Below are 12,924 nucleotides of genomic sequence, written 5' to 3'. Positions count from 1 at the left end.
TGTCAGCATCGGGTCCGGGCGAGGTCCAGGTCGATCTTGACGATCGCGCTGTCTGGCCACAGCGCCCGATCCCGCGCCCGCCGTAGCTTCTCGCGTAGGGGAAGATCGCGATGAACGTTGGTGACGCCGGGGATCTTCAGCAACGGCACGATGTTCCACTGCCATCCGTAGCGCCGGTGCAGCGCACGGTTGGCTTGTTCGGCGTCCTCACCGCCCAGGACGGTGGCCCGGCCGTTCAGCCAAGTACTGCCGGTGATTCGTCCCTGGTAGTCGCAGACCACCAATTCGACCTCGGGCCGGGCCGCGAGTCTGCGGGTTTTCGGTCCGATCTTGGTGCGGAACAACGCCGTTGGGCCGTTGAGGACGAACCAGATCGGGGTGTCGACAGCGGTGCCGTCGCGGCGAAAGCTGCGCAGCAGCGCGTATTGGGAGCGGCTCAGGGTCTCCAGCGTGGTGTCGGTGTGTGGCATGTAGCCAGTCAACGACTTAGAGTTAACTCTAAGTCAAGCTCGGCGAGGAGGACAAATGGCCGCGACGCTGACCATTGGAGACGTCACGCAGCGGAGCGGGGTCGCCCAGACCGCGCTCCGGTACTACGAGCAGGTCGGGCTGTTGCCCGCGCCGCAGCGCCTGGGCGGGCAGCGTCGCTATCAGGAGTCGGTCCTGATGCGTCTGGAGGTGATCAGGTTGTGCAAGGCCGCCGGCTTCTCGCTGACCGAGATCGGGCTGCTGCTCAAGGACGACACCCCGGGCCGGCCGGTGGCTCGTGAGCTGGCGCAGAGCAAGCTTGCCGAGATCGATGCACAAATGGAGGCGCTGACCCATGCGCGGGCCATCATCGAGTGGGGTATGCGGTGTACATGTCCGTCAATCGAGTTGTGCACATGCGGAATTCATCACGAACTCCCGGCCTGACGAGGGTAACGGCGCGGTGGTGTCAGAACCGGTACCGCAGGATGCGCGCCTTGCGGGCTGTGGCCTTGGTGAGGCCGCTGACTCGTGTGGCGATCCGCAGTGCACCGGGGAACAGGTCGACCTCCGGTTGGTGGGTGAGGCTGGCCTCTTCGACGAGTCGCAATTGCGGATTCCAGGTTTCAGGATGGTGCGCATCCTTGAAACCCGGGTAACCCCACTGGCTTCCGACGTCTTTGAACATCTTGGCGGGGAAGAACTTCAGCGCGGCCTTACTCATCCAGCCGATACGGCCGTAGTCGTTGAATGCCAATTCGCCGGATTCGAAGTGTTGGGTGATTCTCCGGAAGATACCGATGATCACCGGTTCGGTGAGGAACGCGAACAATCCATCGGCCACCAGCATCGTGGGGCGGTCGGACGGGATCGGATCCGTCCAGTCCTGATCCGCCAACGATGCGGAGACAGTGTGCGCCTGGGGGAGTGAGGTCAACACGTGATCGCGCAGTTCGCTGATCCCCGGCAGATCCACGCTGTACCAGTCCACCGTGGCCGGCGGCGCAACACGGTGGACACCGCTGTCGAGACCTCCGCCGAGATCGACCACGACCGCGTCGGGATGATCGGCGACAAACGCGCGGACCCGGTCGTCGAGCATCTTGGCGCGCAACGCCGACTGGCACACCACGCTGGTCTGCACACCGAGACCGGCGAAGTCGTAGTCGAGTCTGCCGACCGTCTCGTCGGCCATCGTGTCACCGAGGATGGGGCGCGCCCACCGACTGTCGAGTGCCCTGGCGTACAAGGTCAGGAACGCGGTTTCCTCCACCGGCGTCAGGCCCGTCGTCGCAATACCCACAAGCCCGACGGTACACCCGGTCCGGCGCTGAACAATTGGGCGAAAACGTTTACCGCCCTTGAGATCACGGGCCGACCGCAGCCTACAGTGGGAGGCATGCGCAGTACGCATGTGAGCGTCTGGATCGACGTTGCCCCCGATGCGGTGTATACCTACGCATCGGATCCACGGCAGATGGCCGATTGGGCGGCGGGGCTGGCTGAGGGCGGGTTGCGACTCACTCCGCGAGGATGGGTCGCCGATTCCCCGATGGGGGAGGTCACCGTGGAGTTTGCCGCGCCGAACACGCTGGGAGTACTCGATCACGTGGTGCAGTTGCCCTCGGGCGAGGCTGTCTACAACCCGATGCGGGTGGTGCCGGCCGGGGTCGACGCCGCCTCATGCGAGGTTGTGTTCACGGTTCGGCAGCGGTCCGGCGTCACGGACGCAGAGTTCGAAGCTGATGTAGCGGCCGTGGCGGCCGACCTGGAGACCTTGCGGCGACGGCTGGAAAGTCACTGATCAGAGGGCGAAACGTGGCCCAGACCCAGCCACATCACCAAGGTGGCCGCGGCAGCCGAGAGTACCGCCGGGGCGGCGCTCATCGTTGCCACGCCGACGACCGCCAAGACCAGGGCGCCGATCGCCAGGGCGATCAGCTTGTAGGTCGGCCAGGGCACCCCGGCGATGTTGACCTGATGATCGGCCCGGGAGGTGCCGCTACGAAAGTTCCCGGCGGTGGTCATGTACTGACGATAGCTCGTAACAATGATTTCGACCAGCCGAAACCTAAGATGCGGCGTGTCGCTTTATCGGTCCGGGGGTGCTCAACAGCGGGCTTCCATTCGGTACTGGACCTCGGTCGGTCTGGTGGGGCGGTCGGAGAACCAGCCACGCGCCGTGCCGCTGATGCGGAATGTGGTGCCCTCGATGCCGGCATCGGCGGGCGATGTCACATTAGCTGAGCTGCCGGTGAACCCATCTATGCCGGTCAGGCGCATCAGCTTCGGTTCGACGGGGCCGCCGCCGGTCTGGATGATGGCCGTGAACCCGGGCGCCTCCGGCTGCGTTTCGATGGTCCACATCCAGGACCGTTGCGTACACAGCACTGGGAACGTGGTCGGTATCTCCTCGCCGTTGATGAAGATCCGCGCCGTATTGGCATCCGCCGGGATGCCGGTGGCCGCTGCGCAGGCAGATAACGCCAGTGCGCCTACCGAAACAGTGTGCGTCGCGACCCGCCGCACCCGCTGCTGGATGTGCTGCATGAGGTTATTTTCCCAGTTCGGGGCGCTTTCAACCAGGTGTGACGGATCTTTTCGATGCGATCGTAAGGAGGAACAGATCCCGGCGTGTGTCCCCACCCAACTGCAGAGAAACGCCTGGCCAGTGGCACCATTGAACGGTGACTGCCGATCTGAGCAAGGGCTCCCGAGTCTCCCCGCTGGCTGCGCCGCTTTCCGCAGCCGACATCGACGAGGCCGCCAAGCGAATTTCGGGCGTGGTCACCCGCAGCCCGCTGCAGTTCAACGAGCGCCTGTCGGAAGCGACCGGAGCCAACGTCTACCTCAAACGTGAGGACCTGCAGGCAGTGCGTTCCTACAAGGTGCGCGGCGCATTCAATCTGATGGCGCAGCTCTCGCCCGAAGAGCTGGCCGCCGGTGTGGTGTGTTCCTCGGCCGGCAACCACGCTCAAGGCTTCGCCATGGCCTGCCGGTCGATGCGGACCCATGGCCGCGTGTACGTGCCGGCCAAGACGCCCAAGCAGAAGCGGGACCGGATCCGGTATCACGGCCGCGAGTTCATCGAGCTCATCGCGGTCGGGTCGACCTATGATCTGGCCGCCGGTGCGGCGCTCGACGATGTCGGACGCACCGGCGCGACCCTCGTCCCCCCGTACGACGACGTGCGGACGATGGCCGGACAGGGCACCATCGCTGCAGAGCTGCTCGACCAACTCGACGACGAGCCGGACCTGGTGATCGTCCCCGTCGGCGGCGGCGGCTGCATCTCCGGTATCACCACATATCTCGCCGAGCGGGCCGCGGGCACCTCGGTGCTCGGTGTCGAGCCTGCCGGCGCGGCCTCGATGATCGCCGCGCTGGCCGCAGGCGGACCCGTCACCCTGGACCACGTCGACCAGTTCGTCGACGGTGCGGCCGTGGCGCGGGCCGGGGCGTTGCCCTATGCGGCGTTGGCCGCCGCCGGCGACATGGTCTCCTTCACCACGGTCGACGAGGGCGCGGTGTGCACTGCGATGCTCGATATGTATCAGAACGACGGAATCATCGCCGAGCCCGCCGGTGCACTGTCGGTGGCGGCGCTGCTGGAGGCGGACATCGAGCAGGGTTCCACCGTGGTGTGCCTGATCTCCGGCGGAAACAACGATGTGTCCCGGTACAACGAGGTGGTCGAGCGCTCACTGGTGCATCTTGGGCTCAAGCACTACTTCCTGGTCGACTTCCCGCAGGAACCCGGGGCGCTGCGCCGATTCCTCGACGAGGTTCTCGGACCTGGCGACGACATCACGCTTTTCGAGTACGTCAAACGCAACAACCGCGAAACCGGTGAGGCACTGTGCGGTGTCGAGTTGAGCGCAGCGACCGACCTGGAGGGCCTGCTGGCCCGCATGGAGAGCTCCGACATCCATGTCCAGCTACTCGAGCCAGGGTCACCGACCTACCGGTACCTGACCTGAGCTTCGGCCCGACCGGCTGTCCAGACGCGCGCGTAGTGGGCTACTTGACTATCGCAAGGACTACTGATCGCGGCCGCGGCGCAGAACGGCGAAAGAATGTCCCGCCAGTACCGTGCTGTCGGGACCGACGTCGGGGTTCTCCCACGCCAGGAGCAGCTCGCCGGAGACCGGCACCGTCACTGGCTTGGTGCCCAGATTGCAGGCAACGGCCACGGACCCTCGATGCAGAATGATCCAGCGCTGTTCTTCGTCGAAGTCGATCGACATGTGGTCGAGCCACGGGTCGGCGAGGTCAGGTTCGCCGCGCCGTAAGGCGATCAGCTCGCGATAGGTCCGGTGGAGTCGATCATGGTCATCCTCGGTGACCTCGGTCCAATTCAGCTTGGACCGCAGGAACGTCGCCGGGTCCTGTGGATCGGGGATCTCGTCGGCATCCCAGCCGTGCTCGGCGAACTCGGCTTTGCGCCCCTCGGCCGTGGCGCGGGCCAGATCCGACTCGGGGTGCGAACTGAAGAACTGAAACGGTGAGGAGGACCCCCACTCTTCACCCATGAAAAGCATTGCCGTATAGGGTGATCCGAGTGCCAATGCGGCTTTGACGGCCAGTTGGCCGAAAGTCAGGAGTTGCGACGGTCGATCGCCCACGGCGCGGTTGCCGACCTGGTCGTGGGTGAGCGTGTACGCCAGCAGTCGGGTGGCCGGAATGGTCGCGGTGTCCAACGGCCGACCATGCCTGCGGTGCCGGAACGACGAGTAGGTGCCGGAGTGGAAGTAGCCGTGTTTCAACGTCTGCGCCAACGTCGACAACGATCCGAAATCGGCGTAGTAGCCCTGCCGTTCACCCGATACCGCGGTGTGGATCGCGTGGTGGACGTCGTCGTCCCACTGTGCGGTCAAACCATAGCCACCCCGATCCCGCGGGGTGATCAGCCGCGGATCATTGAGGTCGCTTTCGGCGATCAGCGACAGCGGCCGGCCGAGTTCTTCGGCCAGTGCGTCAGTTTCGGCCGCGAGTTCCTCCAACAGATGCATCGCGGTGTGGTCTACCAGCGCGTGTACCGCATCCAGACGCAGGCCGTCGACGTGGAAGTCGCGCATCCAGCGCAGCGCGCACTCGATGATGTAGGTCCGTACCTCGTCGGCGTCGGCATCGGACAGGTTGATCGAACTGCCCCAGGGATTTCGGCCCGCCGACAGGTAGGGGCCGAACCGTGGGAGGTAGTTGCCGGACGGTCCGAGGTGGTTGAACACCGCGTCGACGAGAACGCCGAGGCCACGGGCGTGGCAGGCATCGACGAGGCGGATGAGGCCGTCGGGGCCACCGTAGGGCTCGTGTACCGCGTACCAGAGCACCCCGTCATATCCCCAGCCGTGGGGCCCGTTGAATGCATTGACCGGCATCAGCTCCACGAAATCGACACCGAGTTCCACTAGATGATCGAGCTTGTCGATCACGGCATCGAAGGTGCCCTCGGGCGTGAATGTTCCGGTGTGCAACTCGTAGATCACCCCACCGCAGATGGACCGGCCGGCCCATGGGGTGTCGGTCCACGCATCGGGAGCCGGAACCCATAGTTGCGAGCGGGCATGCACGCCGTCGGGCTGGCGCGGTGAACGAGGATCCGGCAGGACCTCGGGATCCTCGTCGAGGACGAACCCGTACCGGGCTCCGGAGTCGCAGGCGACGTCGGCGCGCCACCATCCGTCTGCGGAACGCACCATGTCATGCAACGTTCCGTCCACGTCGACCCGAACCCGGTCCGGTATTGGCGCCCACACGGTGAACTCAGCCATCGGAGCGTTCCAACAAGGCTACAGGTGAATCCGAGAGCAGCTCGGACACCTGGACCCGACCAGTCCAATCCCGGCCAGTGAGCCGATCGGTCCACTGTCCCTCGGGCAGCGGCAAAGCCGTATCGCCCCAGCCGGTTTCGGCCAATCCTATGGTCCAGCGGCTGACTGCCACCACGACATCCTCACCTCGCGTGAAGCCCACCAGGTGCCGCGCAGCGTCGCCGATGGCCGGCCGCGGGCGGTAGGCACCGGCGAGGAATGTCTGCGGACGCGCACGACGCAGGGTCAGCGCGGCGCTGGTCACCCGGATCTTGGCATCGTCCCCATGCTTCAACGCGTCACGTAACGCCGGGTAGTCGACCGGGCGCCGGTTGTCCGGATCGACAAGACTGTCCTCGGTGGATTCGGTGCCCTGGTAGACGTCGGGGACACCGGGCACGGTCAGCTGGATGAGTTTCTGCCCCAGGCTGTCGTTACGGGCATGCGCGTCGAGTCGACCCACCAGTGCCGTCAATTCGGCAGCGACCGGTCCGTCGAACACTCGATCCAGCCAGCCGTGTGCGTCATCCTCGAACTCGCGGGACGGGTCATGCCAGGAGGTGTGGGTAGCGGCTTCCCGGATCGCCTTCTCGATGTAGCTGTGCAGCCGGGTGCGGAGATCGTCGGTGACGTTCCCATCGACCGGCCAGACTCCGAAGATGTTCTGCCACAGGAATAGTGCGGTGCCGCGATCTGGGGGAGTGGACGCCGTAGTCCACCGCTCGACCGAATCCGCCCAGGTTTCCGGCACCTGGGACAGCAACCCGATGCGGGCGCGGACATCCTCGCCGCGCTTGGTGTCGTGGGTCGACAGGGTGGTCATCGTCGACGGCCAGGCATGCTGCCGCGCCGTCGCCCGCTGGTGGAACTCGGCCGTCGTGACTCCGAACAGCTCGGGCGCACCGCCGACCTCGTTGAGTGAGACCAGCCGCGCGTCGCGGTAGAACAGACAGTCCTCGACGGCCTTCGCCGTTGCGGCTCCGCACAGTTGGTTGAACCGGGAGACCACCTCGGCACTGCGAGACATGGCCACCGATATCAAGTCCAGCGCCTCGGTGAGTTCCGGTGTGGTGCAAGCAGTCTCCTGCAACGCCACCGGCAGGATCGTGCTGAGTGCGGGATAGTCGCTGCGATAGACACCGATCCGGCTGATCAACGCGGTGATGGCGGTGGGCAGCTGCTCGTCGTTCTGTCCGGTCACCCTCGCGACGGCGCGGCACAGCCGGCCCAGTTCACTGGCCAGGGTGTCGGTGACCGCCGCGGTCTTGAGCCTGAGCTCGGCGTCGGGATCCGGGCGGCCGCTGAGCGTGGTGAGTACGGCCGCACCGGCCGGATCGACGAACAGTCCGCCGACTTCGCGTAGCGCGTCATACCCGGTGGTGCCGTTGACCGGCAGCGACGCGTCCAGGCTTTCGTCGGCGGCGAGAATCTTCTCCACCACGATCCAGGCGTCGGGTCCGGTGAGCTCGCGCAGCCATCGCAGATAGCCTGCGGGATCGGACAATCCGTCGGGATGGTCGATGCGCAGGCCATCCACCAATCCCTCGTCGAACCAGCGTTTCACCTCCACGTGGCTGGCGTCGAAAACGGCCCGGTCCTCTTGGCGAAGCGCCGCCAGGGAGGTGATCGAGAAGAAGCGCCGATAACCGCAGATGCCGGTACGCCATCCGGTCAGCCGGTAGTGCTGGCGGTCATACACCTCGCCGGCGGTGCCGGTGCCGGTGCCCGGTGCGACAGGGAAGACGAGGTCACCCAGCCGCAGCACCTCGCCGTCGACCACCAGATCGGCGACGTCGTCGTCGGAACCCAAGACCGGGAGCACGATCCGGCCGTTGTCGAGATCCCAGTCGACGTCGAAGTAGTCGGCATAGGCCGAGGTCCGGCCGTTCCGAAGCAGATCCCACCACCAGACGTTCTGCTCGGGGTGGGCGACGCCGACATGGTTGGGCACGATATCGACAATGAGGCCGATGTTCCTCTTACGGGCTGCTGTGGACAGCCGCCGCAGACCCTCGGGTCCGCCGAGTGCCGCCGACACCGTGGTGGGGTCGGTGACGTCGTATCCGTGGGTGGATCCGGATACGGCAGTCAGGATCGGGGACAGGTAGAGGTGGGACACCCCGAGGCGGTCCAGATAGTCCAGCAGGTTCACCGCATCATCGAATGTGCAGCAGTCCCCGCGCATCTGGAGTCGATACGTGGACAGCACCGGAAGCGGCATGTCAGGCCGTCTTGCGCAGGACGAGCAGAGACCGGGCCTGGAGCAAGATCTTCTCGCCTGCGGCGACGACCAGATCGGAGTTGCCGATTGGGCTTGCCGTATCCAGGTCGCCCACCCACTCTTTGGCGTAGTCGCCGTTCGGTGTGACGAAATCCTGCTCGTGGTCATTGGCGTTGAAGCACAACAAGAACGTGTCGTCGACGACACGTTCGCCGCGACCGTTGGGGGCGAGGATCGAATCACCGTTGAGGAACACGGCCACACACGTGCCCAGCCCGGTTTCCCAGTCCTCGGGAGTCATCTCCGTGCCTGCCGGGGTGAGCCAGGCGATGTCGCGGACCTGATCGCCACTGCGGATCGGTTTGCCCTCGAAGAATCGCCTGCGCCGAAATGCCGGATGGCGCTTACGGAATGCCAGGGCCCGGCGGGTGAATTCCAGATGGTCGGCGTTCGTTTCGAGCAGTGACCAGTCCATCCAGGATAATTCGGAATCTTGGCAGTACACATTGTTGTTGCCCAGTTGGGTCCGGCCGATCTCGTCACCATGGGCGATCATCGGTGTGCCCTGGGACAGCATCAACGTCCCGGTGATGTTGCGCATCTGCTTTGCGCGCAGCGCCAGAATCTCCGGGTCGTCGGTCGCTCCCTCGACCCCGCAGTTCCACGAGCGGTTGTGGCTCTCGCCGTCGCGGTTGTCCTCACCGTTGGCCTCGTTGTGCTTCTCGTTGTAGGAGACCAGGTCGTTGAGAGTGAACCCGTCGTGACACGTGACGAAGTTGATGCTTGCGCTCGGGCGCCGCCCCGTCGCCTCGTACAGGTCCGAGGAACCGGTCAGCCGGGAGGCGAACTCACCCAGGGTTGAGGGCTCGCCCCGCCAGTAATCGCGCACGGTATCGCGATACTTCCCGTTCCATTCGGTCCACAAACCCGGAAAATTTCCGACCTGATAGCCACCCTCGCCGATGTCCCACGGCTCGGCGATCAGCTTCACCTGGCTGACCACCGGATCCTGTTGGACCAGATCGAAGAACGCCGAAAGCCGGTCCACGTCATAGAACTCGCGGGCCAGGGTCGAGGCCAGATCGAACCGGAAACCGTCGACGTGCATCTCGAGCACCCAGTACCGCAGGGAGTCCATGATCAGCTGCAACGTGTGCGGATGTCGCGCGTTGAGGCTGTTGCCGGTTCCGGTGAAATCCTTGTAGTACTCGGGTTGGCCGTCGAGCAGACGGTAGTACGCGGCGTTGTCGATGCCGCGGAAATTGATGGTCGGACCGAGGTGGTTTCCCTCGGCTGTGTGGTTGTAGACGACGTCGAGTATGACCTCGATACCCGCATCGTGGAACGCCTTGACCATGGTTTTGAACTCGGCCACCGCACCGCCGGCGTGCCGGGTGGCCGCGTACTGGAAGTGCGGGGCGAAGAAGCCGACCGTGTTGTAACCCCAGTAGTTTCGCAACCCGAGGTCGAGCAGTCGGTGGTCGTGCATGAACTGGTGCACCGGCATCAGTTCGATCGCGGTGATATTCAGCGACTGCAGGTGTTCGATGACCACCGGGTGACTCAGCCCGGCGTACGTGCCCCGGAGTTCTTCGGGGATTCCCGGGTGGGTCTGGGTCATGCCCTTGACGTGTGCCTCGTAGATCACCGTGTCGTGGTACGGGGTCTTCGGTGCCCGGTCGGATCCCCATTGGAAGAACGGGGTGATCACCACGCTGGTCATGGTGTGCCCCAGGGAGTCGACCTGGGGTGGCGTGCCGGTGCCGAGGGGCTCGGCCGTCATGTCGTAGGAGAACAACGCCTGGCTGAAGTCGAAGTCGCCGTGAAACGATTTGCCGTACGGGTCCAACAGCAGCTTGCTGGGATCACACCGGTGCCCGGCGCCGGGATCCCACGGTCCGTACACCCGATAGCCGTAGCGCTGTCCGGGGGTGACCGTGGGCAGGTAGGCGTGCCAGACGTAGCCGTCGACCTCCTCCAGGTTGATCCGGTGTTCGGAACCGTCTTTGGCGATCAGGCACAGCTCGACGCGCTCGGCGACTTCGGAGAACAACGAGAAGTTGGTCCCCGCCCCGTCGTAGGTCGCACCGAGCGGGTAGGGCTCACCGGGCCAGACCATCGACATCGGCGTCGGTGGTGGTGACGGCGGTATGTCGGACGACGGTGGCATGGTCTCACCACCAACCGGTGGCCGCCGCCATCTGACGGCCCAGTTCACCCGTCATGGTGCGCATGTAGGTGGTCGAGAGGTGGTGGGAATCGTGATAGAGCAACACATTTCCCTCGACCACACGACAATAGTCCTTCCGGCACACCGCATCGCTCATGTCGAGTGGCTTGAGCAGGGGAAACCTTCCGACGAAATCCAACGTGGGGTTGTGATCGGAGAGTACCTTGGACCGCTCGATGCCGCAGGATACGGAATCGCCACCCTTGGCCAGGCAGTCGTAGGGGAAGAACGGCTTGCCGTTCCGGGTCAGCCACGGGGTGTCGCGCATGGCCAAGACGGGAATGTTGTTCTTGGAGAAGGATTCCCAGATTCCGATGTAGGTGCCTGGCATCACGTCGCCGGGCTTGATGTTCCACGGGCGGGTCGAGGTGGTGAAGACGAAGTCGGGACGATCAGCGATGAGCTTGGCCATCACTTTTTCGTTCCATTCATGGCATTTCGGATACGGCCGGTTGTCGCCCATCACCAGCGGAGTTTCCTCTGTGGTCAACGGACACCCCATCTTGAGGTAGGTGACCACCTTGAAGTCGTGCAGGCGGCCCAGCAGGTCCAGTGCGGTGATCCAGTGTTCAGCGTGCGAACCGCCGGCCACTGCGATGGTACGCGTCGCGTTCTTGTCGCCGTAGGTGCAGTTGATCACGTCGACGCTGGCGAAATCGCTGATACATCCGTCGGTCGTGGACTGCGGCAGGTCGTTCTTGGCCTCGAGCACAGTGGGGCGCATCGGTAGCTTGGGCACCCGCGCATGATTGACCAGGGCGCGCGCCCCCGGATAGTCGCGGGCCGACAGCCCCGACAGTTCCTTGCCACTGGCACGCTGCACGGTGACGTGCTCACGCCAGGTGAACGAGGTGGCCGTCAACGCCACCCCGAGCAGGGCGACGGTGGAGCCGAGGACGATCGTCGGCCTGCGCAGCCGCACCCGTAGCGGGACGGCCGGTGCAGGGCCGGCGGTCTTCGACTTCTGTGCGCGCAGCGGCTCCTCGATGTAGCGCGTGGTGAGCCAGGCCAGAACTCCCGAGATCACCAGCACGATCGTGCCCTCGAGAAAGTTGGCGTGGGCATGACCCGAGTACGAGAGCCAGAAGATCAACAGCGGCCAGTGCCACAGATACAGCGAGTAGGCCATTGCGCCGAGTGCCACGAACGGTCTGGTGGCCAACATCCGATTGGGTGTGGGCAGCCGCCGTTGGGCGCTGCTCGGATCGTCGGTCCGGTTGGCTGCGGTCAGGATGAACAGAACGGTCGCTCCGACCGGAACCAGCGTCCACGGCCCCGGAAACTCCTTGACGCCGTCGATGAACCAGCCGCACGTCAGGATCGCGGCCAGCGAGACAGTCGCCAGGATCGTGCGCAGCCACATCGGCCACCGCACCGCCGGGACCAAGGCCCCCGCGAGTGCGCCGATCAGCAGCTCCCAGCCGCGGGCGAAGCTGTTGTAATAGGCGGTCGCCTGGTCGGTGTTGTGGGCGATGATCGCGTACACGAAGGACGCGATGGTCAGGGCGCCCAGTAGAACGATGAACGCGGTGCGTAGGTGCCGCCCGAAGATCCGGCGGCCGAGGAAAGCGAACCCGAAGACCAGCACCAGGAAGGCCACATAGAACTGCCCCTGGACCGACATCGACCAGATGTGTTGAAGCGGACTGACCGCCTCACCGGCGCGAAGGTAGTCCGCGGCCGTGTTGGACAGTTCCCAGTTCTGGTAGTAGCCCAGGCTTGCCAGGCTTTGGTCAGCAAACGCCTCCCAGCGGGTCTCGGGCTGGACCAGGATGGTCAGCACCGCGGCTGCGGCAAGCACCACGACCAACGCGGGAAGCAATCGCCGGATCAGTCGAACCACTTCGGGAAGCAGCCACAGCGGCGCTTCCGGGTTGAGCGCGATACGCAGGATCTTGCCGCCGAAAAAGAACCCGGACAGCGCCAGGAAAACGTCGACACCACCGGAAACCCGGCCGAACCAGATGTGGAACATCGCGACCAGGGCGATGGCGATACCGCGCAGTCCGTCGAGATCGTGCCGGTAGAACCCCGATGATCGGCTGCCCATGACAGCGCGCGAATCGGAACCCGATTCGGTGCCGGGCTCCGTCCGGGGGGCGTCAAGGGTTCTCATGATCGAGGCCAATTTACCTAACATCGGCCGACAGCTCACATTTCGGATGCGTGCGTCACAGTAGGTGAGCAAAGGG

At 64.8% G+C, this 12,924-nt stretch carries 11 protein-coding genes; 3 read left to right on the top strand and 8 right to left on the bottom strand.

The window, feature by feature from the left end; translation table 11 throughout:
* Window positions 1–2: 2 nt before the first annotated feature.
* Window positions 3–470 carry a PPOX class F420-dependent oxidoreductase gene (locus G6N44_RS04680; RefSeq protein WP_163661550.1) on the bottom strand — a complete coding sequence of 156 codons (468 nt, stop codon included), beginning with the start codon at window positions 468–470 and terminating at the stop codon, window positions 3–5.
* Between the two features lie 55 nt (window positions 471–525).
* On the opposite strand from G6N44_RS04680, the gene G6N44_RS04675 reads away from it, so the two are divergent.
* Entirely contained in the window at window positions 526–915 is a 390-nt protein-coding gene (locus tag G6N44_RS04675) for a MerR family transcriptional regulator (RefSeq protein WP_163661548.1), read from the top strand.
* Between the two features lie 22 nt (window positions 916–937).
* Here the strand turns inward: G6N44_RS04675 and G6N44_RS04670 are convergent, their stop codons facing one another.
* Window positions 938–1,771: a class I SAM-dependent methyltransferase gene (locus tag G6N44_RS04670; protein WP_179964479.1), complete on the bottom strand. Its 834-nt coding sequence runs from the start codon at window positions 1,769–1,771 to the stop codon at window positions 938–940.
* A gap of 96 nt (window positions 1,772–1,867) precedes the next feature.
* Here G6N44_RS04670 and G6N44_RS04665 point away from each other — a divergent pair, with 96 nt between their 5' ends.
* The gene (locus G6N44_RS04665; protein ID WP_163661544.1) at window positions 1,868–2,272 is read left to right on the top strand and encodes an SRPBCC family protein; all 405 of its coding nucleotides are present in this window, start codon (window positions 1,868–1,870) and stop codon (window positions 2,270–2,272) included.
* Here the strand turns inward: G6N44_RS04665 and G6N44_RS04660 are convergent.
* Complete coding sequence (locus G6N44_RS04660) at window positions 2,266–2,496, bottom strand: hypothetical protein (protein ID WP_163661542.1); 231 nt, start codon at window positions 2,494–2,496, stop codon at window positions 2,266–2,268. The genes G6N44_RS04665 and G6N44_RS04660 overlap by 7 nt on opposite strands.
* Window positions 2,497–2,577: 81 nt before the next feature.
* Window positions 2,578–3,018 (bottom strand): lipoprotein LpqH, encoded by a 441-nt coding sequence (locus tag G6N44_RS04655; RefSeq protein ID WP_163661540.1) that lies wholly within the window; start codon window positions 3,016–3,018, stop codon window positions 2,578–2,580.
* A 137-nt stretch (window positions 3,019–3,155) separates the two neighbouring features.
* Between G6N44_RS04655 and ilvA the strand changes: the two genes are divergently transcribed.
* Window positions 3,156–4,448 (top strand): threonine ammonia-lyase IlvA, encoded by a 1,293-nt coding sequence (ilvA, locus tag G6N44_RS04650; RefSeq protein ID WP_163661538.1) that lies wholly within the window; start codon window positions 3,156–3,158, stop codon window positions 4,446–4,448.
* A 60-nt stretch (window positions 4,449–4,508) separates the two neighbouring features.
* Here ilvA and treZ read toward each other — a convergent pair whose 3' ends face one another.
* The 4 genes from treZ to G6N44_RS04630 are packed head-to-tail and all read right to left on the bottom strand — an operon-like array spanning window position 4,509 to window position 12,848.
* Window positions 4,509–6,242: a malto-oligosyltrehalose trehalohydrolase gene (gene treZ / locus G6N44_RS04645; protein ID WP_163661536.1), complete on the bottom strand. Its 1,734-nt coding sequence runs from the start codon at window positions 6,240–6,242 to the stop codon at window positions 4,509–4,511.
* Window positions 6,235–8,502: a malto-oligosyltrehalose synthase gene (gene treY / locus G6N44_RS04640; RefSeq protein ID WP_163661534.1), complete on the bottom strand. Its 2,268-nt coding sequence runs from the start codon at window positions 8,500–8,502 to the stop codon at window positions 6,235–6,237. The genes treZ and treY overlap by 8 nt, the downstream gene beginning before the upstream one ends.
* Window position 8,503: 1 nt before the next feature.
* Window positions 8,504–10,672 carry a glycogen debranching protein GlgX gene (gene glgX, locus G6N44_RS04635; protein ID WP_170309381.1) on the bottom strand — a complete coding sequence of 723 codons (2,169 nt, stop codon included), beginning with the start codon at window positions 10,670–10,672 and terminating at the stop codon, window positions 8,504–8,506.
* Between the two features lie 4 nt (window positions 10,673–10,676).
* Window positions 10,677–12,848 carry an acetyltransferase SucT gene (locus G6N44_RS04630; RefSeq protein ID WP_163661532.1) on the bottom strand — a complete coding sequence of 724 codons (2,172 nt, stop codon included), beginning with the start codon at window positions 12,846–12,848 and terminating at the stop codon, window positions 10,677–10,679.
* Window positions 12,849–12,924 lie beyond the last annotated feature (76 nt).

The organism is Mycolicibacterium alvei (assembly GCF_010727325.1).
Taxonomy (GTDB): domain Bacteria; phylum Actinomycetota; class Actinomycetes; order Mycobacteriales; family Mycobacteriaceae; genus Mycobacterium; species Mycobacterium alvei.
Note: the sequence above shows the minus strand (reverse complement) of the source record. Positions and strands in the feature narration are given on the sequence as shown.